Annotated in this window: 18 protein-coding genes; 3 read left to right on the top strand and 15 right to left on the bottom strand. The window is 70.2% G+C overall.

What is annotated here, in order from left to right:
• Window positions 1–40: 40 nt before the first annotated feature.
• From MVG78_RS05800 to MVG78_RS05780, 5 genes are all read right to left on the bottom strand, one after another.
• A complete protein-coding gene (locus MVG78_RS05800) occupies window positions 41–274 on the bottom strand; it encodes a hypothetical protein (protein ID WP_247559000.1) in 234 nt (77 codons plus the stop codon).
• Between the two features lie 59 nt (window positions 275–333).
• Window positions 334–2523, bottom strand: coding sequence for a TonB-dependent siderophore receptor (locus MVG78_RS05795; RefSeq protein WP_247558998.1), 2190 nt, complete (start codon window positions 2521–2523; stop codon window positions 334–336).
• A gap of 377 nt (window positions 2524–2900) precedes the next feature.
• The gene (locus MVG78_RS05790; RefSeq protein WP_247558997.1) at window positions 2901–3515 is read right to left on the bottom strand and encodes a pyridoxamine 5'-phosphate oxidase family protein; all 615 of its coding nucleotides are present in this window, start codon (window positions 3513–3515) and stop codon (window positions 2901–2903) included.
• 16 nt (window positions 3516–3531) lie between these two features.
• Window positions 3532–4350: a shikimate 5-dehydrogenase gene (locus tag MVG78_RS05785; RefSeq protein ID WP_247558995.1), complete on the bottom strand. Its 819-nt coding sequence runs from the start codon at window positions 4348–4350 to the stop codon at window positions 3532–3534.
• Window positions 4351–4470: 120 nt separating this feature from the next.
• Window positions 4471–5220, bottom strand: coding sequence for an FCD domain-containing protein (locus tag MVG78_RS05780; RefSeq protein WP_247558993.1), 750 nt, complete (start codon window positions 5218–5220; stop codon window positions 4471–4473).
• Between the two features lie 212 nt (window positions 5221–5432).
• On the opposite strand from MVG78_RS05780, the gene MVG78_RS05775 reads away from it, so the two are divergent.
• The gene (locus MVG78_RS05775; RefSeq protein ID WP_247558992.1) at window positions 5433–6923 is read left to right on the top strand and encodes an MmgE/PrpD family protein; all 1491 of its coding nucleotides are present in this window, start codon (window positions 5433–5435) and stop codon (window positions 6921–6923) included.
• A gap of 186 nt (window positions 6924–7109) precedes the next feature.
• On the opposite strand, the gene MVG78_RS05770 is transcribed toward MVG78_RS05775, so the two are convergent.
• Window positions 7110–8531 carry a M20 family metallopeptidase gene (locus MVG78_RS05770; RefSeq protein ID WP_247558990.1) on the bottom strand — a complete coding sequence of 474 codons (1422 nt, stop codon included), beginning with the start codon at window positions 8529–8531 and terminating at the stop codon, window positions 7110–7112.
• 297 nt (window positions 8532–8828) lie between these two features.
• Here MVG78_RS05770 and trpS point away from each other — a divergent pair, with 297 nt between their 5' ends.
• The gene (trpS, locus tag MVG78_RS05765) at window positions 8829–9830 is read left to right on the top strand and encodes a tryptophan--tRNA ligase (RefSeq protein ID WP_247558988.1); all 1002 of its coding nucleotides are present in this window, start codon (window positions 8829–8831) and stop codon (window positions 9828–9830) included.
• Window positions 9831–10141: 311 nt separating this feature from the next.
• Entirely contained in the window at window positions 10142–11692 is a 1551-nt protein-coding gene (gene murJ / locus MVG78_RS05760) for a murein biosynthesis integral membrane protein MurJ (RefSeq protein WP_247558986.1), read from the top strand.
• 385 nt (window positions 11693–12077) lie between these two features.
• Here the strand turns inward: murJ and MVG78_RS05755 are convergent, their stop codons facing one another.
• The 9 genes from MVG78_RS05755 to MVG78_RS05715 form a co-directional block, all read right to left on the bottom strand.
• Entirely contained in the window at window positions 12078–12932 is an 855-nt protein-coding gene (locus MVG78_RS05755; protein ID WP_247558985.1) for an alpha/beta hydrolase, read from the bottom strand.
• Window positions 12933–12981: 49 nt separating this feature from the next.
• Window positions 12982–13743: a 2,3-dihydro-2,3-dihydroxybenzoate dehydrogenase gene (locus tag MVG78_RS05750; RefSeq protein WP_247558983.1), complete on the bottom strand. Its 762-nt coding sequence runs from the start codon at window positions 13741–13743 to the stop codon at window positions 12982–12984.
• The gene (locus tag MVG78_RS05745; RefSeq protein WP_247558981.1) at window positions 13725–17678 is read right to left on the bottom strand and encodes an amino acid adenylation domain-containing protein; all 3954 of its coding nucleotides are present in this window, start codon (window positions 17676–17678) and stop codon (window positions 13725–13727) included. The genes MVG78_RS05750 and MVG78_RS05745 overlap by 19 nt, the downstream gene beginning before the upstream one ends.
• Window position 17679: 1 nt before the next feature.
• On the bottom strand, window positions 17680–17934 hold the full coding sequence (locus tag MVG78_RS05740) for a phosphopantetheine-binding protein (protein ID WP_247558979.1): 255 nt from the start codon (window positions 17932–17934) through the stop codon (window positions 17680–17682).
• Window positions 17931–18575, bottom strand: coding sequence for an isochorismatase family protein (locus MVG78_RS05735; RefSeq protein ID WP_247558977.1), 645 nt, complete (start codon window positions 18573–18575; stop codon window positions 17931–17933). The genes MVG78_RS05740 and MVG78_RS05735 overlap by 4 nt, the downstream gene beginning before the upstream one ends.
• Entirely contained in the window at window positions 18575–20209 is a 1635-nt protein-coding gene (locus tag MVG78_RS05730; RefSeq protein ID WP_247558975.1) for a (2,3-dihydroxybenzoyl)adenylate synthase, read from the bottom strand. The genes MVG78_RS05735 and MVG78_RS05730 overlap by 1 nt, the downstream gene beginning before the upstream one ends.
• Window positions 20206–21282 carry an isochorismate synthase gene (locus tag MVG78_RS05725; RefSeq protein ID WP_247558973.1) on the bottom strand — a complete coding sequence of 359 codons (1077 nt, stop codon included), beginning with the start codon at window positions 21280–21282 and terminating at the stop codon, window positions 20206–20208. The genes MVG78_RS05730 and MVG78_RS05725 overlap by 4 nt, the downstream gene beginning before the upstream one ends.
• A 126-nt stretch (window positions 21283–21408) precedes the next feature.
• Window positions 21409–22482, bottom strand: a complete 1074-nt coding sequence (locus MVG78_RS05720) for a YncE family protein (RefSeq protein ID WP_247558971.1) — start codon at window positions 22480–22482, stop codon at window positions 21409–21411.
• A 316-nt stretch (window positions 22483–22798) separates the two neighbouring features.
• Window positions 22799–26254 carry a transglutaminase family protein gene (locus MVG78_RS05715; RefSeq protein ID WP_247558969.1) on the bottom strand — a complete coding sequence of 1152 codons (3456 nt, stop codon included), beginning with the start codon at window positions 26252–26254 and terminating at the stop codon, window positions 22799–22801.
• Window positions 26255–26296: the final 42 nt, after the last annotated feature.

Genomic DNA, 26296 nt, shown 5'->3' with positions numbered 1-26296 from the left:
GAAAATCCCGGTGAAACCCCGGCCGGCCCCGGTACCATGCTCAGCAGCCGCGCGAGGCGAAGTCCTGCGCCCGCATGGCGCGGCGCTGGTCGGCCGGCAGGCCGGTCACGGAGGCGGTATAGGCGGCCCCGGTCGCATTGGCTGCGGCCTCGCGGCAATAGGGGTCGGGAATGGCGGCGACGCCGGGCGTGTAGATGGGCTGCGACGGCGTGCCGCAGGCGGCGAGCCCGGTCAGGCCCAGGCAGGCCGTCACCCCGAGCATCCAGCGGGACATGGCGAAATCCTCCTCAAAGCCAGGAGAAGCGCCGTCCCGCCGGATGGTTGCGGAGACCCTTACCAGCGCACCCGGGCGCCCGCGATCACCAGCAGCCGGTCGCCGAAATAGCAGGCGGTGGCGGAGGAGCAGCTGGAGACATAGGCCTTGTCCGCGATGTTGTTCGCGTTCAGCGTCAGCTCCAGCCCCTTGGCCTGCGGGAAGCGCGCGCCGACATCATAGCGCACCGCGGCATCGAACAGGGCGAAGTCCGGCACCTTGAAGCTGTTCGTCTCGTCGCCATAGGTCGAACCGACATAGCGCACGCCGCCGCCCAGGGAGAGGCCGCGCAGGAAGCCGTCGTTGAAGCGGTAGTTCGCCCAGGCGCTGGCGATGTGCTCGGGCACCTGCTGCGGGCGCTTGCCCTGGACATTCGCGGTGGTGGAGCGCGTCACCTCGGCATCGATGTAGCTGTAGGTGCCGATCAGGTCGATGTTGCTGGTCAGGCTGGCACGGCCCTCGACCTCGATGCCCTGCGAGCGGATCTCGCCCGTCTGGATGCTGTAGTTGGTGTTGTTCGGGTCCGGCGTCAGCACGTCCCGCTGCTTGATGTGATAGGCCGCGACCTGGACGAAGCTGTTCATCCCCGGCGGCTGGTACTTCACGCCCGCCTCATACTGCTCGCCCGTGGTCGGGCTGAAGGCCCCGCCGCCGCGCGTCGGCGAATAGGTACCGGAATTGGGCAGGAAGGAGGTGGAGTAGTTGAAGTAGGGCGCGATGCCGTTGTCGAAGAGATAGAGCAGCCCGGCCCGCCAGGTGAACTTGCTGTCGTCCTGGCTGGAACGGCTGCTGTAGGTGCGGGTGTAGGTCTCGCTGGTTGCCCAGTCGTTGCGCACGCCCACGGTCAGGTGCCAGCGGTCCCAGACCATCTGGTCCTGGGCATAGAGGCCAAGCTGGTCCGTGTCCTGATAGGTCGTACCGGAGGCGCCAATCTGCGGCCGGGCGATGTAGGAGCCATAGACGGGCGCGAAGATGTTGATCGTGCCCGCCGTCCCCTGGCCCAGCCGCCGCTTGGCGGAGGAGCGCGACCAGTCCAGCCCGGTCAGCACCGTGTGGCGCACCGGCCCGGTGTTGAAATCCGCCTGCGCCTGGTTGTCGAGGGCCAGCGTGTCCGCATGCTCGATCGACAGGGTCGTGGCGCGGGAGGCGGTCTTCTGGTCCGCGGCGAGCGAGCGGAAGGAGACCGCCGAGAACTCGGAATCGATATGCGAGTAGCGGAAGTTCTGCCGGACGGTCCAGATGCTGTCGAGCCGGTGTTCGAGCTGATAGCCGACCGAGGCGACGGTGCGGTCATACTTGTCGAAATCGGGCTCGCCCGGGTTGAAGCTGGGCTTCAGCTTGCCGTTCCGGTTGGGCAGCACCGTGCCCACCGCCGGGGCGAAGTTGTAGAAGCCGCCATTCGGATCGTGCTGGTAGCTGCTCAGGAAGGTCAGCGTGGTATCGGCATCCGGCCGCCAGGTCAGCGCCGGGGCGATGGCGATGCGCTGGTCCTTGACGCCCTCGTACTGCGTGTCCGTGGTGCGGGCGAGACCGGTCAGGCGGTAGAGGAACTTCCCATCCTCGGTCAGCTTGCCGCCGAAGTCGAAGGCGGTCTGCAGCCGGGCATTGTTGCCGGCCTCCAGCCGCACCTCATGGATCGGCGTCTCGGTCGGGCGCTTGCTGACGAGGTTGACGATGCCGCCGGAGCCGGTCTGGCCGTAGAGCACCGAGGCCGGGCCGCGCAGCACCTCGATGCGCTCCAGCAGCCAGGGATCGACCGAGGGGATGGCGTAGGAGATGCCGCGCTGCTGCCGCAGACCGTCGAGGAAGTTCACATAGGCCGCGCCCACGCCCTGGCCGCCGAAGCCACGGATGAAGTTGCTGTCGTAGCGCGAGGTGGGGCGGATCTCGGACAGCACGCCCGGCGTGTAGCGCAGCGCCTGGGAGACGGTCTGCGAAGCCTGGTCGTCCATCTGCTGCCGCGTGACGACGCTGGTGGACTGGGGCGACTCGATCAGCGGCGTGTCGGTCTTGGTGCCCGTGGTGGCCACGGGGGCGACATAGCCGTCCACCGGCTGCCAGCTCCGCCAGGCCGTGCCCTGCACATCCACGGTCGGCAGGGTGAGCTCTCCGGCCGCCGCCTCTCCTGGGGCCGCAGTACCAGCACCCGCCGGCGCGGTTCCGGTCGCGGCATCCTGGGCGAAGGCGACGGGAAGCCCCAGGGCGGTCATGGCGACGGTCGTCAGCAGAAGACCACGCCAGGAAGCCGGGGAGGAAAGACGAATCGGGATCGGTCGGGGGGCCATGTCGATGCGGCGTCCATGAAGCAACGGAATGCGTGGTCGCGCCTATGCCTGTTGATAATCAATCTCAATATCATCCCAGGCTCTTCCACCCATCCGGGCGTCAGGATCACACCTAGGTGTCGCCATCAGGACACAGAAAATGACAAGCCCGACAGATTCCGCATGGGCAACCCGCGCCCACACCACGGCCATCCATCCGGATGCGCCTTGACGGGCACGGAAACCCCGCTTCCCGTCCTGGACGGGCGGATGGTGAATGGCCTGGGCATGGACTCAGGCAGCGCCCCGGGGCCGACGGCCGCTCAGTAGAGCCGCTTGCTGTAGCTTTCCGCGAGCCAGGCCTCGCTGCGCTCCGCATCCTCGGCCAGCTGGTCGGCCAGGATGCGGCCCAGCGAAGGGAAGGAGGCGCGCGGCACCTGCTTCCCCGGGTCCCAGAGGCCGGAGCGCATCATGGCCTTGCCGCAGTGGAAGAAGACCTCCTCCACCGTGACCAGCAGCCCGGCCAGCGGCGGCTTGCCCTGGGCGGCGAGCGGGGCGAGCAGCGCCGCATCCCGCGTCATCGCCGCCCGGCCGTTGACCCGCAACGTCTCGTTGATGCCGGGGACAAGAAAGATCAGCCCCAGGCGCGGATTGCCCGCGACGTTCATCATCGTGTCCACGCGCCGGTTGCCGATCCGGTCGGGGATCAGCAGGGTCGTGTCGTCCAGCACGGCAACGAAGCCCGGCGCATCGCCGCGCGGCGTGGCATCGCAGCGCCCCTCCGCATCCGCCGAGGCGATCACCAGGAAGGGCGAGAGGGCGATGAAGGCCCGCGCATGGCGATCCAGCCGGGTGAGCTGCTTGGCCACCACGCGCGGATCGGGCTGGCCGTAATGCGCGCGGATCTCCTCCGCATCCGGGGTTCCGGGGGATGTCATGCCGTGATCCTTCCCTTCAGCCACGTGCATACTCGGCGGCGCGGCGCACCAGTTCCTCCTCCGGGCGGATGCCGGTGTAGAGCACGAACTGCTCCAGCGCCTGGAGGGTGATCACCTCGCCACCATCGATCACCCGCTTGCCCAGGCGTCGCGCCAGACGGACCAGCGGCGTCTCCACCGGCAGGGCCACCACGTCGAAGACGGTCTCCGCCGCCACCACCGCGTCCTCCGGAAAGGACAGGTCCTCCGCCTCCGCCCCGCCGGCCATGCCGACCGGCGTGACATTCACCAGCATGGCGGGGCGCAGCGTGCCGAGCTCCGCCTGCCATCCATAACCGCAGCTCTCCGCCAGGGCGCGGCCGGTGCCCTCGTTGCGCGCGACGATGGTGCCCTGGCGGAATCCCGCGTCGCGCAGCGCCGAGGCCACCGCCTTGGCCATGCCGCCGCTGCCGCGCAGGGCGAAGGGTGTCCCGGACGGCACGGCATGACGGGCGACCAGCGTCTCCACCGCGATGTAGTCCGTGTTGTAGGCGGTCAGGTGCCCGTCATCGTTGACGATGGTGTTCACCGAGCGGATCGCCGCCGCGGAGGCGGTGAGCCTGTCCAGGAAAGGGATGCAGGCTTCCTTGAAGGGCATCGACACGGCACAGCCACGGATGCCCAGCGCCCGGATGCCGGTGATGGCGCCCGGCAGGTCCTTCGTGGTGAAGGCCTTGTAGAGGAAGTTCAGCCCCAGTTCCCGATACAGGTGGTTGTGGAAGCGGGTGCCGGTGTTGCCCGGCCGCCCGGAGAGCGACATGCAAAGCACCGTGTCCTTGTCGATGGTCGGCAGCACCGGCTCTCTCCTGTGTTGGCCCGGCCCAGGCTAGTGGCCAGCCTCCCTGGTGGCCAGTTCCGGATCGAAACGCAGATTCCGTCACGGAAGGATCGGCCACTCCATGGCGACCGTCATTCTTTAGCCGCTGTCGCCTGGTGTTCGCGCTTTGTCTTGCGCAGAACGCTTCCAGCGCCGGGCGCCGTGGCAGGCTCCCCCTATGGCCAGCTTGGCGCCAATGGTCCGCTCGAAGCCGTTGCTGACATGCTGGCCCATGGCGCGGGACGCCGCATCTGCATCCCGAAGCTGCAAGGCCCGCAGGATCGCCAAGTGTTCCCTGTGGGATGCGGCGCTGCTGCTGTCGGTTTCAAAGCCCCGGCGCCGCAGCAGATGCATGCGGTCGATGACCTGCCGATAGAAGCCGAGCAGGGTCTTGTTGCCCGCCATTTCAACCAGGCGGTCGTGGAAAGCGATGTTGAGCGGAAAGTAACGATCCACATCGCCTGACATGGATGCCACCTCCAGTGCCTCCAGCATGGCTGCCAGTTCGCTGGCCTGTTGATCGGTGAACCTGGGAGCCAGGAGCCGCCCAGCCATCTCGTCCAGGTTGCGGCGCACAGCATACAGCTCTGCCGCTTCCTCATCCGTGATTTCACGGATGTATACGCCACGGTTTTTCTCGAAACGGAGCAGCCCAGCCGTTTCGAGCGAGCGAAACGCCTCGCGCACTGGCGCCCGGCTTATCTGCATGGCTTCAGCCAGATCAGCCTCGTTGAGCTTGGCACCCGCCACGATGATGCCCGCCTTGATCTGGCGGATAATGTCTTCCTCCACCGCACCCGCAAGAGTTTGAGAGCGGAGAAGGTCCAGCGAACGGGTCGGGTCGGGCATACCGCCCTATAGGATTGCAGGCTGGTCATTTCCAGCAAATTGTCAGTTGTCTTATTGTCGACAATCTAATAATCCTGCGCAAAGGACATGCATCACCTGTCGCCTTGGAAGCGATCGGCGGCGCGCTCCTGGCCTGTCGCGCACGATCCGTGGCGGCCACCAGACGCCGGGCATGCCGCTCTTCCAACGAGAAAACCGTCCAGGGACACGCCATGACAGCCACAGACCGTCGCAACATCATCATGGGCACCATCGCCGCGGCCACCCTTGCACGCCCGGCGCTGGCGCAGCCGCAGCAGGGCGGGGGCGACAGCCAAGCCGCATCCGCCACGGCCCCCGGGACAGCGCCGAAGGGTTCCGCACCCCCGCCCGTCACCAGGATCATCGCCCGTTACGCCGCATCGGCACCGGCCGATCAGGTGCCGGAAGCGGTCCGCAAGGAAGCCACACGGACCCTCCTCAACTGGGTGGGCTGCGCGGTAGGCGGATCACGCCAGGATGCTCCAGGCCGCGCTGTGGCAGCCCTGAAGCCGTTTTCCGGCCCGGAGCAGGCTTGTCTGTTTGGCCGCGCCGAGCGGCTGGATGCGCCGAATGCGGCATTGGTCAACGGGATCAGTTCCCATGTCCTGGACTTTGATGACACGCATCTCAAGACCATCATCCATCCGGCGGGTCCTGTAGCCTCGGCTTTGACGGCCTTCGCGCAGTTCCGGCCGATATCGGGCCAGGATTTCATGAATGCGCTGACCCTGGGATGTGAAATCGAGTGCCGGATCGGGAACTCGGTGTTCCCCGAACACTATGCCATGGGCTGGCACATCACCGGCACCACGGGCGTCTTCGGCGCCGCGGCTGCCATAGGGCGCGTTCTGGGGCTGGATGAACAGCGCATGACCTGGGCAATGGGCTTGGCCGCGACACAGCCGGTGGGGCTGAAGGTGCAGTTCGGCACCGACACAAAAAGCTTCCATCCCGGCAGGGCCGCGCAGAACGGGATGATCGCAGCCCTGCTGGCGCAGCAAGGCTATACCGCCTCGGATGTGGCGATCGAAGGCTTCGACGGCTGGGGGCAAGCACTGAGCACGCGACGCAACTGGGATGAAGTGACAGGGGATCTGGGCAAGCGATACGAATTGGCGCTGAACACCTACAAGCCCTTCGCCTGTGGTATCGTCGCCCATCCTTCGATAGACGCCGCCATCCAGCTGCGCAACGCCAACAGCCCCAAGCCCGATGACATCCGCTCCATAGCGCTGAAGGTCCACCCGCTCGTGCTCAATCTCATGGGCAAGACCGAGCCGCGCACCGGGCTGGAGGGCAAGTTCAGCATCTTCCATGCCGTGGCTATCGCACTGGTCACGGGCCGTGCGGGTGAACAGGCTTTCACCGATGCCGCCGTGAAGGACCCCACCGTGGTAAGCTTGCGCAGGAAGGTCGAGGCCACGGTGGACCCTGCCATCAAGCCGGATCAGGCCGACATGGTCGTGACGCTCAACGACGGCCGCACGATGCATGTCTTCGTCGAGCACGCCGTAGGAAGCCAGCTGCACCCCATGTCCGATCAACAACTCGTCGAGAAGTTCATGGGCCAGACCGAAGGCATTCTCCCCGCGGATCGCAGCAGACAGCTTCTGGACCTCTGTTGGAAGGCGTGGAGCCTGCAGGATGCGGGTGAGATCGGCCGCATGGGGGCATCGGCTTAACAGAGACGAAGCCTGACAGCGCTTCCTGCGGTTGGGGGCGCTGGATGCGGGCCATTGGCGGGCCTGCCACCCGGTGCCACGCCCCGTCCATGGCGCCGGTGCAGCTCCGGCCCGCCCCCGGCCTGCCCAGGCATTCCCGAAACGAGGTCCGGTCTTTCTCCCGGACCTCATCCCGGCCACGCCCTTTCAGGCGCCTTCGGCCATGTCGAAGACAGGCTTCATCCCGGCGGGCAGCGGACAATCATAGGGCGTGCGCGCCAGCCGCGCCTGGTGGTCGGCCCTGGCCTGGGACAGCAACTCCGGATTCCGCAGCACATCGACCGCCGTGCCCGCCATTACCTTGGCCACATGCACCATGCCCTTGTGCGCATAGGGCGTCTTGCCCTGCGCCGTGAGCTGCCAGGAATGCCCCGGCGTCCCCACGGCATAGGTGGCGCCCCGCGCCTGCACCGTCGGCACGGCCCAGGAAACGTCACCCACATCGGTGGAGCCGACGCTGGGCGGCGGCGGCGCGTCGAGCGGTGCGATGCGGTCGCAGAGCGGCGCCTCCGTCACCGGCAGGCCGAAGCGGCGATGCGCGGCCACGATATCCTCCTGCCGCACGGTCTTCTGGATGGCACGGGCGAAATCGCGGTCGGCCTCGTCGAATTCCGGCGCGCCCAGGCGCTGGAAATTGTCGTACATCGCCTTTTCCAGCGGCGTGTTGGACAGCAGGTTGCTCATGCCGCTCACCACGCGGGATTCCACCGTGGTCTCGGTCATCAGCGCGGCGCCCTGGGCGATCCGCTCCACGCGCTCCGCCAGCTTGCGCAGCTCCGGCAGCTCGGCGGCGCGGATCAGGTAGCGGATCTTCGCCGTGCCCTGCACCACATTCGGCGCGATGCCACCGGCATTGAGATAGGCATAATGGATACGCGCGCTGCTCGGCATGTGCTCGCGCATGTAGTTCACGCCGACATTCATCAGCTCCGCCGCATCCAGCGCCGAACGCCCCAGCTCCGGCGCGGCGGCGGCGTGGGAGGAACGGCCGGTGAAGCTGTAGTCCACCTGCAGGATCGCCAGCGAATGCGCCGGGTTCACGCCCGAGAAGGGCGCCGGGTGCCAGGAGATGGCGATGTCCACATCGTCGAAGACGCCATCCCGCACCATGAAGGTCTTGGCCGCGCCGCCTTCCTCGGCCGGGCAGCCGTAGTAGCGCACGCGCCCCTTCACCCCGTTCGCCGCCAGCCAGTCCTTCACCGCCGCGGCGGCCAGCATGGCGCCGGCACCCAGCAGGTTATGGCCGCAGCCATGGCCCGCATGCTCGCCCGGGCGCGGACGGTGCTCGGCCACCCCGGCCTCCTGGCTCAGCCCGGGCAGGGCGTCGTACTCGCCGAGGATGGCGATCACCGGGCCGTCCTCGCCCGCCTCGCCCATCACCGCCGTCGGGATGCCGGCGAGCCCCTCGGTGACGCGGAACCCCTTCTCCCGGAGCATGGCGACATGCTCCGCCGCCGAGCGCTTCTCCTGGAAGTTCAGCTCCGGCATCTCCCAGACCCGGTCGCTGAGCCCCTCGAAATCCTGCCGGTGTTCCTCGACGAGCTGCCAGATCTGCTCGGAATTCTTCATGCCGTTCTCTCCTGCGGCGCCTCTTGCGGGGGCCGGAGCGCAGGCTGGCAGGAGATGCCTGGTCCGTGAACCCATGCTCCCCTGCCGGAACGATCCGGTCGCCCCATGCCCGGCAAGCAGGCCACATGCCATGTTGCCATCCCGTCATGACCACGCCGGCGGCCTGTCATGGGGCAGGAAGGCATCGCCCCGCACCCTCCCCCTCCGGTCGCGTCAGGAAGGCACCACCCTTGACGCCGGCGCCCCGGGGGCGGAAGACCGCCGCTCCATCCACAAGAGCTCCGGTCTCCACCCCCGATGCAGCGTGTTTTCTCGGGCATCCAGCCCTCCGGCATTCCCACACTCGGCAACTACCTCGGCGCCATCCGCAATTGGGTGCCGATGCAGCATGGCGACGCCTCGCTCTTCTGCGTGGTGGACCAGCATGCCATCACCCAGTGGCAGGACCCGAAGGAGCTGGCGCGGCAGACGCGTGAGATGGCGGCGGCGCTGATCGCCTGCGGCCTGGACCCGGAACGCTGCATCCTCTTCGTGCAGAGCCATGTGCCGGCGCATGCGAAGCTGGCCTGGATCTTCAACTGCGTGGCCCGCATCGGTTGGCTGAACCGCATGACGCAGTTCAAGGACAAGGCCGGCAAGGACCGCGAGGGCGCCTCGGTCGGTCTCTACGTCTATCCGAACCTCATGGCGGCCGACATCCTGGCCTACCACGCCACCGAGGTGCCTGTGGGCGAGGACCAGAAGCAGCATATCGAGCTGGCCAATGACATCGCCCAGAAGTTCAACCACGATTACGGGGAGGAGTTCTTCCCCCATATCGAGGCGCGCATCCAGGGCGTCGCCGCGCGGGTGATGAGCCTGCGCGACGGCAGCAAGAAGATGTCGAAGTCGGACCCTTCCGACCAGTCCCGCATCAACCTGACGGACGATGCCGACACGGTGGCACTGAAGATCCGCCGCGCCAAGACCGACCCCGAGCCCCTGCCCTCCGAGACCCGGGGCCTGGAATCGCGGCCCGAGGCGCGCAACCTCGTCGGCATCCTGGCCGCCATCACCGACAGCACGGCGGATGCGGTGCTGGCCGAGCATGGCGGCAAGGGCTTCGGCGCCTTCAAGGAGGTGCTGGCCGAGGCGCTGGTGGCGAAGCTCTCGCCCATCCAGGCGGAGATGAAGCGGCTGCTGGACGACCCGGCCACCGTGGATGCCGCGCTGCGCCGGGGCGCCGGAAAGGCCGCCGGCATCGCCGACCCGATCGTGCGCCGGGCGGAGGAACTGGTCGGCTTCCTGCCGCCCCGCTGAGGCACCGGGAGGGGGCCGCGATGCCCCCTCCCCGGCCGCCGGGCGATGGCCCTGGCCGCCCCGGAACCGCGCCGCCCATGGCACCCTGGGTCACTCCCTTGGGGTGAGCCCCGGAGCGCCCTTCCGCCCGGCCTGGCGCAGGATACGAAGATTTAACAAACCAGCCCCGCCCCCCGGCAAACCCGCCTCCCCCGTGGGAAGGCCGCGGCCGCGAAAGGGCCTTCGAGCCCACAGCCTGACCCATGGGCTGTTTCTCGCCCTATTGCGCCTGTATCAGGCGCGTTTCGGCAGAGAGGGAACGCGCCCCACCCATGCTCAAAGGCATCCTCACCGTTGGCGCCTGGACGCTGCTCAGCCGCATCCTGGGCTTCGCCCGCGACATGCTGGTGGCCGCCATCATGGGCGCCGGCCCGGTGGCCGACGCCTTCTTCGTGGCGCTGAAGCTGCCCAACCTGTTCCGCCGCCTGTTCGGGGAGGGCGCCTTCAACGCCGCCTTCGTCCCCGCCTTCGCCGCCACGCTGTCGGCGGAGGGCCCCGGGGCTGCCCGTCTCCTGGCCGAGCGCATGGGCACCCTCCTCGCCCTCTGGCTGGCCCTGCTGACCGTCCTGGGTTGGATCTTCATGCCGCAGGTGCTGACCGTCCTGGCCGCCGGCTTCAACGATGATCCGCTGCGCTGGGAACTGACCCTGGAGATGACGCGGATCACCTTCCCCTACCTGTTCTTCATCTGCCTGACCGCACTGGTCTCGGGCGTGCTGAACGGGCTGGGCAGCTTCTCCGCGGCGGCGGCGGCGCCGATCCTGTTCAACCTCTTCGCCATGGTGGCCCTGCTGGGCCTCACGCCCCATGTCGCCACGCCCGGCCATGCCCAGTCCTGGGGCGTCATGGCCTCCGGCGTGGCGCAGCTCGCCATGGTCTGGGCCGTCGCGGCGCGGAAGGGCATGCTCCTCCTGCCCCGCATGCCGCGGCTGACCCCCGATGTGAAGACCGTGCTCTGGCGCATGCTGCCGGGTGTCCTCGGCGCCGGTGTCACCCAGCTCAACCTCGCCATCGACACGCTGATCGCCACCCTCCTGCCGGCCGGCGCGGTGTCCTACCTCTACTATGCCGACCGGGTGGCGCAGTTGCCGCTGGGCGTGATCGGCGCGGCGGTCGGCACCGCCCTGCTGCCCATGCTGGCACGGCAGTTCCGCACCAGGCAGCCACTCTCGGCGCACCGCACGCTCAACAGGGCGGTGGAATTCTCCCTGGCCCTGGCCATCCCGGCGGCGGCCGCGCAGTGGATCACCGCCGGCCCGATCGTGCAGGCCCTCTTCCAGCGCGGCGCCTTCGGGGCCGAGGCCGCCCTGGCCACCGCCCATGCCCTGGCCGCCTATTCGGTTGGCCTGCCCGCCTTCGTGCTGGTGAAGGCTTTCGCCCCCGGCTTCTTCGCGCGCGGCGACACCAGCACCCCGGTGCGGATCGGCATCGCCGTGGTGGTGCTGAACCTCGTGCTGAACCTGATCCTGATCCAGTTCCTGGCCCATGTCGGCGTGGCGCTCGCCACCTGCATCGCCGCCTGGGTCAATGCCGGGGCGCTGGCCTTCCTGCTGTACCGCAGCGGCGCCTGGCACCCGGACCGGCGGCTGCGCGGCCGCGTGCCGCGCATGCTGCTGGCGGCTGGCGTGATGATGCTGGTTCTCTGGGGCCTCTCCACCCTGCTCTTCCCGGCCGAAAACCTGCGGGTGGTCCGCCTCCTGGCCCTGGTCGCCGCCGGCACGGCCACCTATTTCGGCACCGCCCATCTCCTCGGAGCACTCGACCTGCGCGACCTGCGGAACCTGCGCCGCCGGAGAGGCAAGGCCGCCGCCGCGACAGCCTGATCCGCAAAGCCACCCCGCGCCGCTTCGCGCGCCACCTCCGGCGCTGCCCTTCACGGCCAGCCCTGGGGGAGAGGCCCTGCCTCTCCCCCAGCCCCCACACCGCCAGGACGCCCAGGAGTCCCATTGGGCGCCCTGGTCCCGGTTCGTTGGCGCTCACAGCAACCGTCGGCCTGAAGCTCCCCTCCCGCTCGCACGGACACGCCGTTCCTCCCCTTCCGGAAGCCCCGCCGATCCACCTGTTCCCAGGGAATAAGTCGCAGGCCGACGGCCACCACCAGCGCCAGCGAAAGCCCGGAGTCCGGGGGCCGGCTTCGGTCCCCGGCGAAGTGGGGGCCGGGGGCGAGGCAGCGCCTTGCCCCCGGCGGGAGGCCAGCAAGAGGACCGGCTACCGCCCACCCGGTCCGCCGAAACCCTCCGGCCCCAGCAGGAAGCGCAACCCATGGCTCAGCGCGACCGGGACGGCAGAGATGTGTGTCTCCCGCGGCAGGCACTCGAACTCCACCCGCGCGGCCGGGCCGAAGCGTCGGGCGATGGCCTCCGCCATACCCCGCGCATTCCCCACCATGGCGCGGGCGGCACGGCGGCGGGCGGTGGCCTCCTGGTCAGGCAGGGCGCTTTCCCAGGGGGCCAGCGCCTCCTCCCACTCCCCGACCCCGATCCAGGCCCGGGGCGCCAGGCCATCGCCCTTCCGGGATTCCAGCCCGGCCATGAGGCGTGGCCTGTCCCACCAGACCGAGGGGCTGATCGCGAGATAGCCGGAGAAGCTCTCCGGGTCCCGCGCCAGCACATCCAGCGCGAAGAAGCCCGCCAGGGAATGGCCGATGATCGCCTGCCGCGCCGGGTCCAGCGGGTGGCGCGCGGCGACCAGCGGCTTCACCTGTTCCAGCAGGAAAGCCAGGAAGGCATCCCGTCCGCCAGTGGGGGCGCCGCGTCCGGGACCTTCCATCGAGGGGCCGGGCGTGTAGTCCAGGCTGCGGCGCACCCGGTCCAGCGGCTGGTCGGTGGGATAGGCGACGCCCGCGACGATGGCCGGGCACAGGCGCGACACGCCGGGGCGGAAGCTGCCCTGCCGCAACAGGTCCGAGACGGTGCCGAAGCAGAGATTGGCATCGAGCAGGACCAGGAGCGGGAAGCCCTCCGGCGGCGGGGGCACCGCCGGGACGGAGAGGAAGATGCGATAGGCACCCGAGGGACCATCCAGCGCCAGCGCTGTGGTCCCGGGCAGGCTGACCTCGGCCATGCTCGTCGAGAACTCCTCATTCCCCGCATCCCGCTGCGGCGAAGGGGGTTTACGCCCGCATCGTCGCGCCGCCATCCACGTAGAGGTCGGTCATGGTGATATGCCCGGCGCGGTCGGACAGCAGGAAGACCACCGCCTCCGCGACATCCTCCGGCGTGGCCAGCTTGCCGAGCGGGATGCCGGTCTTGAAGGCTTCCGGCACGCCCGCGATCACCCGCGCCGCGCCATCCGCATCCGACCACATCCCCGTCTGCATCGGCGTGAGCGTCGAGCCGGGCGCCACGATGTTGCAGCGGATACCGTGCGGCGCCAGTTCCAGCCCCAGGCAGCGGGTGAACATGGTCGCCGCCGCCTTGGAGGCCGCATAGGCCGCCATGGCATGGCGCGGGATGCCGGCGGCGTTGGAGCTGACGGTGACGAGGCTGCCGCGCCCTCGCGGCTGCATCCGCCGCGCCAGGGCGCGGGAGACATGGAAGACACCCTCGGCATTCACCGCGAAGACGCGGCGCCATTCCGCATCCGTGGTCTCGGTGACCAGCGTGGTGGAGAGCACGCCCGCGACGCTGGCGCCGAGCTCGATCGGCCCCCAGTCGCCTTCCACCCGCTCCACCAGCGCCTCCACCGCGGCGCTGTCGGTCACGTCCAGGCGCTCGGCCCGGATGCCCTCGCCGGGCGCGATGGCGGCGGGGTCCAGGTCGGTGGCGACGACGCGCGCGCCTTCCTCCCGCAGCGCCCGCACCACGGCGGCGCCGATGCCGCCGCCCGCACCCGTCACCAGGGCGATGCGCCCCACTATTCCGCTGCCGCGCATCCGGACTCTCCTCCTGCCTCGAAACGGGCCATGCGCCCGGCCAGGAGCGGGGCGATCTGCGCCACGATGCGCTCGCCCACGAGTTCCTGGTGCAGCGCCGGCATGTCCAGCACCTCCAGCCACGCCGCATAGGGGCGCCACAGATCGGGCCGGATCTCCGGCCGCGCCTGATGGTCCCGCGCCGCCCGGATATGGGTCAGCCGCCCATCGAAACGGCCGTGGACATGGCCGCGCACCAGCCGGTTGTTCGACTGCACCACGCGCACCACGCCGTCCAGCGCCGCTTCCGGCAGGCGTCCCAGCGGGCTGTCGCCCTGGCGCAGGAACGCCGTCACCGCCTCCCGCGTCAGGTCCAGGCCGGGCGGCAGGCGCTCCGGATCATGCCCGGCGATGGCCAGCAGGGCGCGGAGCCCGCCTTCCGGCCCGGGGTCGGGCTGGTCGCGCCAGACATCCGCCGGATAGGCGTCGAGCAGCGCCACCAGCCCCACCGGATGGCCCAGCGCCCGCAGGCGCACCGCCATGGCCTGGGCGATGATGCCGCCCACCGACCAGCCGAGGAGGTGCACCACGCCCTCGGGATGCACCGCCAGGATTCGCGCCACATAGTCGGCGGCCAGCGCCTCCAGGCTTTCCGGCAGGGGCCGCGACAGATCCAGCGCCGGGGCCTGGATTCCATAGACCACGCGGCGCGGCGAGAGGGCGCGGGCCAGCGTGCCGTAGCACCAGGAGAGGCCGCCCGCCGGATGCACCACGAAGAGCGGCGGCAGGGCCGGATCGCCATCCGAAAGGCGGATCAGCGGCCCCAAGCCGGTATTGGCACCGGTATCGGCGACCCGGGCGCCCGCGTCGATCAGCCGGGCCAGGCCGGCCACGTCCGGATGCTCGAAGACCGCGCCCAGCCCGGGGTCCCAGCCCCATTCCTCGCGGATGCGGAGCGTCAGCTCCACCGCCAGCAGGGAATGGCCGCCCAGGGCGAAGAAGTCGTCCTCCGCCCCGACCCGCGGCAGGCCCAGCGCCTCGGCGAAGAGGGCGGCGAGGCGGCGCTCGGTCTCCGTGGCGGGTTCGCGCCCCGTTCCCGAGGCGGCCTCCCTGCCGTAATCCGGGGCCGGCAGGGCGCGGCGGTCCAGCTTGCCGCTGCTGTTCACCGGCAGGGATTCCAGTGCCACGAAGGCGGAGGGCAGCATGTAGTCCGGCACGCGCGCCGCCACATGGGCGCGCACCGCCTCCGCCGCATAGCCCTCGCCAGGGACCAGATAGGCCACGAGGCGCTGGTCGCCGGGCCGGTCCTCCCGCGCCACGACGCGGCCCTGCGCCACGCCCGGCGCGGTGGCCAGGGCCGCCTCGATCTCGCCCAGTTCGATGCGGAGCCCCCGCAGCTTCACCTGGTCGTCGGCGCGGCCATGGAAGAGGATCGCGCCGTCCGGCCGCAGGCTGGCGAGGTCGCCGGTGCGGTACATCCGTTCGCCCGGATGGAAGGGATCGGGGATGAAGGCGCGTTCCGTCAGGTCGTCCCGGCCCAGATAGCCGCGCGCGAGCTGCCGCCCGGCGATGAAGAGCTGCCCCGCCACACCGGGCGGCAGCGGACGCAACGCCTCGTCCAGCACATAGAGCCGCGTGTTCCAGACAGGGAAACCGATCGGCACGGGGCGGGAGCGGTCCTCCGGCCCGGCGGGCCAGTAGGAGACATCCACCGCCGCCTCGGTCGGGCCGTAGAGATTGTGCAGTTCCGACCGCAGCGTGGCGTGGAACCGGTCGCGCAATTCGGGCGGCAGCGCCTCGCCGGAACAGAAGACGCGGGCGGGCGACAGGCCCCGCGCGGCCGGTTCCGCCAGGAAGGCGGCGAGCATCGAGGGCACGAAATGCGCCGTGGTGATCCCGCCGTCGCGGATCAGCGCCGCCAGCGCCGCCGGGTCCTTGTGCGCGCCGGGCGGGGCCATCACCAGCGTGCCGCCAGAAAGCAGCGGCAGGAAGAACTCCCAGACCGAGACGTCGAACGTCATCGGCGTCTTCTGCAGGATGCGGTCGCCCGGGCCGAAGCCGTAATGCCGCCGCATCCATTCCAGCCGGTTCACGATGGCCCGGTGCTCGACCATCACGCCCTTGGGCTCGCCCGTGGAGCCGGAGGTGTAGAGCAGATAGGCGAGGTCGCCGGGCTCCGGGCCGGACGGCAGGGTTGCCTCGCTGTCCAGGCGCCAGGATTCCGGCGGCAGGCAGGCCAGTCCCTCCAGCGTCCCGGCGTGCGCCAGAACCAGCGCCGGCTGCGCGGAGGCCAGGATGCGGGCGATGCGGGCCGGGGGATGCGAGAGATCCAGCGGCAGATAGGCCGCTCCGGCGCGGAGGATCGCCACCAGCGCCACCTCCAGCGCCAGGGACCGCTCCAGCGCCACGGCGACGATGCGCCCCGGCCCGGCGCCCCGTGCCCGCAGTTCCAGGGCCAGGGCACGGCTGCGGCGCTCCAGTTCGGCATAGGTGAGGCGCTCACCATCCGCCTCCAGCGCCACGGCATCGGGCGTCCCGGCCATCTGCCGCTCGATCAGCGCGGCCAGCGTCGTGTCGGGCACCGGATGGGCGGTGGCGTTGAGCGTGCGGAGCGCCCATGCGGCCTCCGCCGGCGTGGCGGTCGGCACGTCGGCCAGCCTTTCCGCGTCCAGGGCCGCGCCGAGGAAATGCACCAGCCGCTCCGCATGCGCCGCCAGCGCCGCCGCGTCATAAAGGGCGGGGTTGGCCTCCAGCTCCAGCCGCAGCCGGCTGGCGCGTGCATCGCCGCGCAGGGTGATGGTGATGTCGTCCACCGGCCCGGTGCCGAGGATCTCGATCTCCGTGGCGAGGCCCGGAAAATCCGGCGTTTCCTCGAAGGGCAGGATGTTCACCAGCGCGCCGTAGAGCCGGCGCCCGGCGCCGCCGCGCCCGCCCACGCGGTGCAGGTCGCGGCGGATCTGCTCGCCACGATAGCGGCCGTGGCGGCGCGCCCTGGCGAAGCGTTTGGCGGCGGCGAGCAGGAATTCGTCGAGTGGCGCTTCCTCCGGCACCGGCAGGCGCAGGGGGAGGACATTCATCAGCATGCAGGGCAGCCGCGCCGCCGGGCTGCCGAGGCGGCTCATGAAGCCCAGGCCGATCGCCGCCTCCTCGCTCCCCATGGGGCCCCCCGCATGGCGGCGGACATAGGCGCCGATCAGGGCGGACAGGATGTCCGGCCAAGGCAGCGACGTGGCTTCCGCCCGTGCGCGCAGCCGCTCCGCCACCCGGCCTTCCACCACTCGGGCAAGGCGGATGGCGCGATGGCCGGAGGCGGCGGCACCGGGGGCGAGGCTGGCCACCTCGCCCAGCCCCGCCATCGCCTCGCGCCAATAGGCGGCATCGGCCTCCCGCTTCGGGGAGGCGCGATAGACGGCATCCTCGCCCAGCGCGGCCTCCAGCCCCGGCGGCGGCGGCCCGGCCTCCGGGCCGCCGAGGCGCTCGGCATAGAGGGCGGCGGTGCGCCGGGTGATCAACTCCGTGCCGAAGGCATCCACCGCGAGATGGTGCACGCGCTGGTACCAGAGATGCCGTTCCGGCCCGAGGCGGTAGATCCGCTCCGCCGCCAGTGGCTCACCCTTCAGCCCGCGCGGCGTGTCCATGTCGCGGCGCATGGCGGCACGGGCCTTCGCCTCGCCCTCCGGGTCGCCGGACAGGTCGATCACCTCGACCTCCGGCCGCAGGGCGGGGTCCACCGCCTGCGCCGGCTGCCCGTCGCGTTCCTCGAAGCGCAGGCACAGCGCCCCGGCCTCCGCCACAGCCTGGGAGAGCGCGGCGCGGAAGGCATCAAGATCGAGCTTCCCGCGCAGGGCGATGAACTGCCCCGTGTTGAAGACCGGGTTCTCCGGGTCCAGCCGCTGCGCGTACCAGAGGCCGGCCTGGGCCTCGGTCAGCCCCAGCCACTGAAGGCCCATGCTCATCTCAGCCCGCGGCCTGCGCCTTCTGGCGGCGCTCCACGATCGCCCACCAGGCATCCAGCGTCAGCTCCTCGGCGAACTCGCCGAAGTCCAGCACGAGGCCACGCTCGCTCCAGAGCAGGAGCAGGTTCATCGCCCGCATGGAATCGAGGCCCAGGTCGATCAGGCTGTCCGCGTCGCCGATCTCCGACGGGTCCTCGTGCAGCAGGCGGGCGATATCGGCGCGCATGCCTTCCTTGGTCAGCGGGGCGTGATTCACAGGACCTCCAGGATCTGCTTGGTGGTCATCGGCACGCCGCAGACATCGGCGACATAGCGCAGCGCCATGTCATGCTTCTCGCGCGAGAAATCGGCCACCGCATCGGCCACATAGAAGGGCTCGATGTCGCGCATGAAGGCCTCCGCCGCCGTCAGCAGGCAGCCGATATGCGCATAGATGCCGCAGACGATGATCTGGTCGCGGCCGCGCGCGCGCATCAGGCTTTCCAGGTTGCTGCGCTGGAAGGCGCTGTAGCGGTGCTTCACCAGAACGAAATCGCCCTGTTGCGGCGCCAGCTCCTCCAGGATCGGCTGGTGGTCCTGCGACCAGCTCATGCCGCGGCCCCAGAGATCCGCCTGCAACCCGCGGTCGCGCCGGTCCTGGTCGCCTTCCTGCGCCGTGTAGAAGACGGGGATGCCGGCGGCGCGAGCCTTGGCGGCCAGGGCGTGGATATTGGCCAGCACCGGCTCGATCGGCGGCTCGTCCGGCGTGAAGGCGCCCACGAAATAGCGCTGCATGTCATGCACCAGCAGCGCGGCGCGGCCGCGCTCCAGCCGCCAGGGCGCGCGGGGCGCGGGCAGCTCCTCCGCGCGCGGCAGCGGATAGGAAGGGATGCGCGGCAGGCCCTTGGTACTGGACATCACGATTCCTGCTGTTCCAGAAACTGCGCGCGCAACCGGGCGCGCAGCTCCTTGCGGCTGATCTTCAGCGCCGCGGTGGTGGCGAAGCGTTCCACGAAGACGATCTGGTCCGGCACCTTGAAATCGGCGATGCCACGCTGGCGCATCCAGGCCTTCAGCGCCGCCGCCCTGGGCTTCTCGCCTTGCGGGATCACGAAGGCGCAGATGCGCTCCCCCAGATAGGGATCGGGCACGGACACGATCGCGACATCGAAGACATTCGGATGCGCCAGGAGATGGTCCTCCACCTCCTCGGCCGAGATCTTCTCGCCGGCGCGGTTGATGTGGTCACCTGCCCTGCCCTGCACCTCCAGATAGCCCCCCGGCAGGCGGCGCACGATGTCGCCGGTGCGGTAATAGCCATCCGCCGTGAAGGAGCGCGCATTCGCGGCATCGTCGTTGTGATAGGCGCGGATCGTGTAGGGGCCGCGTGTCAGCAGATGGCCCGACTCGCCCTCCGGCACCGGCTCGCCGTGGTCGTCCACGATCAGCACCTCGTCATCCGGGCTGATCGGACGGCCCTGCGTGCCGGTGATGATCTCCTCGGGGTCGTCCAGGCGGGTGTAGTTCACCAGCCCCTCCGCCATGCCGAAGACCTGCTGCAAGGTGCAGCCGAGCGTGGGGCGGACGCGCCGCGCGCCCTCGCGCGTGAACTTCGCGCCGCCGACCAGCAGCACCTTCAGGCTGCTCAGGTCGTGCTTCGCGTTCGCCGCCGCCTGCATCCAGAGCAGGGCGAGCGGCGGCACGAGGCCGGTGATGGTCACACGCTCCCGCGCGATGATCGGGAAAGCGGTCTCGGGGCTGGGATTGGGGCTCAGCACCACCCGCGCCCCGGCATACAGCGCGCCCATATGGCCGGGCGAGCTCATCGGGAAGTTATGCGCCGCCGGCAACGCGACGAGGAGGACGCTATCCGGCGTGACGCCGCAGATCTCGTTGCTGGCCCGGAAGCTGTAGATGTAGTCGTCATGCGTGCGCGGGATCAGCTTCGACAGGCCGGTGCTGCCGCCGGAGATCTGCAGGAAGGCGACCGAGGAGGGGTCCGGATCAGCCGGAAGCCCCATCGGTTCGGCCACGCAGTCCTCCAACGCGGTGAATTCCTCCGCCGCGCCCGCGATGACCACATACTCGACCGCCGGCACCTCCGCGCGCAGCGCGCGTGCCAGGCTGCGGTAGTCGAAGCCGTCCGCCCTCTCCATGGTGACATAGCCGCGCGCCTCGGCGCGGCGGGCGAAATGCGCGATCTCGGTGATGCGGTGCGCCGGCAGGGCATAGACCGGGATCATCCCCGCCCGGAACAGGCCGAAGACCGCCGAGAAGAACTCGGCGACATTGCCCATCTGCACCACGACCCGGTCGCCCGGCCGCAGGCCCAGCTTCAGGAAGCCCGCCGCATGGCGCTCCGCCCGTTCCCAGAGATGGCGATAGGTCCAGTGCCGCGCGCCATCCACGATGGCCACCGCCTCCGGACGATCCGCCGCGCGCTGGCGCAGGAAGCCGGGGAAGGTCTCGCCGCGCCAGTAGCCGGCCTCGCGGTAGCGCCGGGCGAATTCCTCCGGCCATTCCTGGCGCAAGGGAAGCACGGAGGGGGTCATGCATCGAACTCCTGCCCCGGCGGCACGCCCAGGGCATTCAACATGGCGCGGAACTTGGCCGCGGTCTCGCGCGCCTCGGCCTGCGGGTCGGAGCCGGGCACGATCCCGGCCCCGGCATAGAGCCGCGCCCGGTTGCCGGTAATCTCGGCGCAGCGGATGGAGACGTGCCAGGCACCGTCGCCGGCGCGATCGCACCAGCCCACCGCCCCGGCGTAGAAGTCGCGGTCGTAGCCTTCCAGCGCATGGATATGCTCCGCGGCGCGGTCACGCGGCACTCCGCAGACGGCCGGGGTGGGATGCAGCAGGGCGGCGAGGTCGGCGGCGGAGGTTTCCGGGTCCTTCAGCTCGCCCTCGATACGGGTGCCGAGATGCCACATGCTGCGGGTGGAGGTGATGGTGGTACCCTCCGGCGCCCCGAGGTTCCGGCAATGGGGGGCCAGCATGTCGAGGATGAACTCCGCCACCAGCGCATGCTCCCGCCGGTCCTTGCCCGAGCGACCGAGCGCCTCGGCGGCGGCCCGGTCGGCCGCCGGATCGGCCTCCCGCCGCGCGGAGCCGGCCAGGGGATGCGACAGCACGGCACGGCCCTGGCGGGAGACCAGCAGTTCCGGCGTCGCCCCGGCGAGGAGGCACGGCGAGCCATCCCTGGCAGGCGGCAGCGGCACCAGGAAGGCGGTGATGGCGGGGTCCGTGTCCAGCCGGCGCAGCAGCGCCTCCGGATCGATCTCCTGCTCCGCCGTGGCGACGAGGCAGCGCGACAGGACCAGCTTGGCCAGGCCGGGTTCCACCGCCATGGCCTCCAGGGCCCGGGACACGGCCGTGGCATAGGCGGCGGCTGTCGGCTCCGGCCGCAGCGACCAGCGCGGGGCGGGCGGTACGGCCGGGGTTTTGGAACCGGGAGCACCGGAAGCGGCGGGCTCCACCAGCCGCATCGGCGCGGTCAGGTAGTCTGCCGCGTCGCGGTCGAAAGGCAGCGCGCCGGCCAGCAGCCCGGCCTGCGGATGGGCACGGAAGAAGCCGCGCACCCGCTCGCCCAGCGTTGCAGCCGGGCCGCGCGTCAACAGGCCAGCCATGCCCTCCCCCGCAGGCGCCGCCCGGACAGGAAGGCGAAGCCCGTGGCCTGCCGCACGGAGGCATCGGACGGGGAAGACCCGCCCTCCGCCGGAATCGATCCGTCGCCCATCAGCCGCCCCCGCCGCTCAGGGCTTGATGATGGTCACGGTGTCGCCGTTCGGGTCCTCGATCGGCGGCTGGCCGCGCGGCGACATCTTCGCCTTGTTGGTGACATAAGCGAAGTTGGTGCGCGGATCGACGGCGACCGTGTTGGGATGCGTGCCGGTGGCGAGGCTGGCGAGCACCGACAGGCTCTTGCCGTCGATCACGCTGACCGTGCCGGCGCCGCGATTGGCGACATAGACGAGGCCGTTGCCGGGCGAGAGGGTGATGCCCAGCGCGCCCTCGCCGGTCTTGACCGTGTTCAGCAGCTTGCCATCCGCCGCGTTCAGCACGGTCATGTCGCCACTGCCCTGGTTGGTGACCAGCAGGCGGCCATTGGCGGCGTCGAAGACGAGGTTGATCGGCCGCTCCCCGCCGGAGGGGAAGCGGCGCTTCTCGGCCCGGCTGGCGAGGTCGATCTCGACGATCTCGTGATCCGCCATGGCGGTGGCGAAGAGGCGCTTGCCCGCCTTGTCCAGCGCGATGCCGGAAATGCCGCCCTTCAGTCCGCCGACCGTGCCGGCGATCTTCTTCGATGCGCCGTCGATGATCCAGATGGCGCTCGGATTCTCCTTGTTGCCGAAGGCCGAGGCATAGACGGTGTTGCTGTCCTCATCCACCAGCACCTGGCGCAGATGCGCGCCCTCGCCCTCGCTGATCTTCACCGCGCTGTTGTCGCGCAGGTCGATGGCGGAGACCGAGCCGCTGCGGGTGTTGGTGGTGTAGAGCGTCTGCGTCCTGTTGTTCAGCGCGAGGCCGAAGGCCGGCTCGTCACGCAGCTCGATGGCGGAGCTCGCCTCCAGCGTCACGGGGTCCAGCACCAGGATGCTGGCATCATTGGCGCCGCGCTGGCCGGCCGCGGCGACATAGACCCGGTTGGCGGTCGGGTTCACCACGATCTCATAGAGGCCCGGCGCGATGCGGCGGTTGCCGCCGATCGCCGGCGCGGCGAGGGCCGGGGCGATACGGCTCATCACAGCGGCCGAGGCCATCAGGCCCAGCAGGGAACGCCGCGAAAGCCCGGGATGGGGCGGAAGCTTCGTCGGGTGCGTCATCATGCGTTGTTCCGTCCGCTGGACCTGTGGATGGCCGGGAGGGCCGATCCTTGTACGCGCGGATGAACCCGGACCCACGTTCGCTCGCGGCCGGTCATGCCCCGGGAAAGGGCTCATCCACATCGGGGCCGCGTTTTAATGAGAACAACTCGCATTAACAAGGGGCCGTCGGGGAGCCCCTTCCCCCCACCGCACGGATGCGGCGGAGGGGATCTGGAAGGTCCTGGGAATTTCATCCAGCCGGTCCGGCCGGGGCGGCCCGCCGGGGCCGCCGCCGCCCAAGGGGTACCCGGAAGAGGCGCCCCGGGCGGCGGGACGGTCAGACCGGCCGGCGCAGGTCCAGCGTGCGCGGATGCTCCAGCCCGACCGAGGGCACCGGCTCCGCCATCGGGCCCGGCGTGTGGCCGACGGAGAAGAAGCGGGTGCGTCGGCGCGCCTCGGCCTCGTTCGCGTTCACCGGCCTCGTGTCGTAGTTGCGGCCGCCCGGATGCGCGACGTGATGCGTCAGCCCGCCCAGGGAACGCCCCGTCCAGCGGTCATAGATATCGAAGACCAGGGGCGACTGCGCCCGCACCGTGGGGTGCAGCGAGGATGGCGGGTTCCAGGCCTTGAAGCGCACGCCGCCGACATACTCGCCCTGCCGCTCCGTCGCGGTGAGCGGCACGGCGCGGCCGTTGCAGGCGAGGATGAAGCGTTCCTCCACCCAGCCCGACAACTGGGCCTGCACGCGCTCCGGCGAACTGTCCACATAGCGCACTGTGCCGCCGATGCCGGGTTCCTCCCCCAGCGAGTGCCAGGGCTCCAGCGCATGGCGCAGGCCGAGGGTCATGCCGCGCAGCGAGACCTCGCCAATCTGCGGGAAGCGGAACTCGAAATGTGGCCGGAACCACTCCAGGTCGAGCGGCGCGCCCATCGCGCGCAGTTCCTCCAGCGCGTCGCGGAAATCCTGCTCCACGAAATGCGGCAGCATGAAGTCGTCATGCAGCCGTGTGCCCCAGCGCACCAGGCGGCGCTCATAGGGCCGCTGCCAGAAGGCCGCGATGCAGGCGCGCATCAGCAGGATCTGCGCCGCCGACATCTGGTGGTGCGGCGGCATCTCCAGCGCCCGGTATTCCACGAGCCCGAGGCGGCCGGAGGCGCTTTCCGGCGCATAGAGCTTGTCGATGCAGAACTCGGTGCGGTGCGTGTTGCCCGTCATGTCCGCGAGGATGTTGCGGAACAGCCGGTCGGTGAGCCAGGGCGGCGTCGGGCGGTCGCGCGACACCTCGCCGAAGGCGATCTCCAGCTCGTTCACGCTGTCCTCCCGCGCCTCGTCCACGCGCGGGTGCTGCGAGAAGGGGCCGATGAAGAGGCCGCTGAACAGGTAGGAGAGGCTGGGATGGTTGTGCCAGAAGCCCAGCATCGACTTCAGCAGGTCGGGCCGGCGCAGGAAGGGGCTGTCGGCCGCGCGTTCCGCCCCCATCACCACATGGTTGCCGCCGCCGGTGCCGACATGGCGGCCGTCGAGCAGGAACTTCTCGGCGATCAACCCGGTCTGGCGTGCTTCCTCGTAGAGCTGTTCCGAACGCCCGATATGCTCGTCCCAGCTCGCCGAGGGATGCACGTTCACCTCGATCACGCCCGGGTCCGGGGTGACGGAGAAGGACAGCAGGCGCGGGTCGCGCGGCGGCGGGTAGCCTTCCAGGAAGACCTTGCGGCCGAACTCCGCCGCCGTGTCCTCGACCGCGGCGCAAAGATCGAGCCAGTCCTCCGCCTCGGTGAGGGGCGGGAAGAAGACATGCAGGATGCCGCCCCGCGCCTCGACGGTCAGGGCGGTGCGGACCACATCCGGCTCCTCGCGCCCGACCTCCGGCCGCCAGTCCGCCGCCGGGGGCGTGTAGCCGTTGCCGGTGCCGTTGCCGCCGGGGCTGAGGCCGCGCGTGCGCGGCAGAGGGCCCGGATCGCTGGCATAGGGGCCTTCCAGCCCATCACCATCGGGTCCGGCGACGCGCTGGCCCAGCGGGCCGAAGGGCGCCGCGCCGGGGCCGCCATTGCTGCCGCGGCCGACATGCTGCACCGGCTGGCCGGCATGGCGCGGATGCGGTGGCAGGGTGCCGAGCGGGGCGAAGGGATCGCGCTCCACCTCCAGGGGGCGCTTGCCGTCGCTGACCCAGGGCAGGCTCTGCAAGGGCAGGCGGAAGCCGATGGAACTGTCGCCCGGCACCAGGAAGATATGCTCACCCCGCACGAACCAGCGGCCGGACTGCCAGCGCTTCACCCCGTCCAGGGCGATGCGGCGCAGCGGCAGCACGCTGCCGACCTCGGCATTCAGCCCCTGGCCATAGACGCGGGCGAGGCGGTCCCGCTCCAGCGGGTCCTTGAGCTTCGCATCCTCGGCGATGACATTGGCCGGCAGCCGGTGCTCGCGCCACAGATAATAGTGGATGTCCTCATAGGCGCCCTGCACCAGCGCGGGGTCCACCTGCAGCCGCTCCGCCAGCGCCCGGCCGAAGCGCCGGGCATCCCCGGCGGTGGCATTGTCGCGGTCGTCGTCCGAGGCCAGCAGGGCGGGGTCGGTCCAGACCGGTTCGCCATCCTTGCGCCAGTGGCAGTGCAGCGCCCAGCGCGGGAGCTGCTCGCCCGGATAATGCTTGCCCACCGTGTGCTGCAGGACCATGCCCGGCGACCAGAGCTTCGCCAGCCGCCGCATCAGCCGCCCGGCATAGGCGCGCTTGGTCGGGCCCAGGGCATCGGTGTTCCACTCGGCGCCGTCCATGTCGTCGGCGGCGATGAAGGTCGGCTCGCCGCCCATGGTCAGGCGCACGCCGCCGGCCTCCAATTGCCGGTCCACCTCCCGCCCGGCCTGGAGGATGCCCTGCCACGCCGCCTCGGTGTAGGGCCTGGTGGTGCGCGGCGTCTCGGCCACGCGGGTCACCGACATGGCGAAGTCGAAGACCGTCTCGCACTTCCCGATCAGCCCGCTGATCGGCGCGGCCGAGGAGGGCTCCGGCGTGGCGGCGAGGGGGATATGCCCCTCCCCCGCCATCAGCCCGGAGGTGGCGTCCAGCCCGACCCAGCCCGCACCGGGCAGATAGACCTCGCACCAGGCATGCAGGTCGGTGAAGTCGGCCTCCGGGCCGGTGGGGCCGGTGATGGACTTCACATCGGCGGTCAGCTGGATCAGGTAGCCGGAGACGAAGCGGGCGGCGAAGCCCAGGTTGCGCAGGAGCTGCACCAGCACCCAGGCGCTGTCGCGGCAAGAGCCCCGGGCGTTGCCCAGCGTCTCCTCCGGTGTCCAGACACCGGGCTCCATGCGCACGATATAGGCGATCTGCCCCTGGACCTTCTGGTTCAGCCCCACGAGCATGTCCACGGTGCGCTGCTCGGTCTTCGGCACCCCGTCGATCAGCGCCTGGAGCAGCGGCCCGGGCGCATCCATCCGGCGATAGGGCGCCAGCTCCTCCGCCAGCACCGGATCGTAGGAGAAGGGCCAGGTCTCCGCCTGGGGCTCCAGAAAGAAGTCGAAGGGGTTGATGGTCGCCATGTCGGCGACGAGGTCCACGGTCACGTCGAAATGTGTGACCCGCTCCGGAAAGACCACCCGGGCCTGGAAATTGCCCGAGGGGTCCTGCATCCAGTTGATGAAATGCGGCTTGGGCTCGACCGTCAGGTTGTAGGAGACGACCGGGGTCCGCGCATGCGGCGCCGGCCGCAGGCGGATGGTCTGGGGGCCGAGGTTGACTGGCCTGTCATAGCGGTAGGACGTGCGGTGGTTCAGCGCGACGTGCAGCGTCATGGGCGGTCTCTCGGTGCGGCCTCGAAAAGAGGCTGTAGCAGA

This window comes from Roseomonas gilardii subsp. gilardii (assembly GCF_023078375.1).
Taxonomy (GTDB): Bacteria; Pseudomonadota; Alphaproteobacteria; order Acetobacterales; family Acetobacteraceae; genus Roseomonas; species Roseomonas gilardii.
The sequence above is the reverse complement of the archived record's forward strand: the minus strand, read 5'-3'. Positions and strand labels throughout refer to the sequence as shown.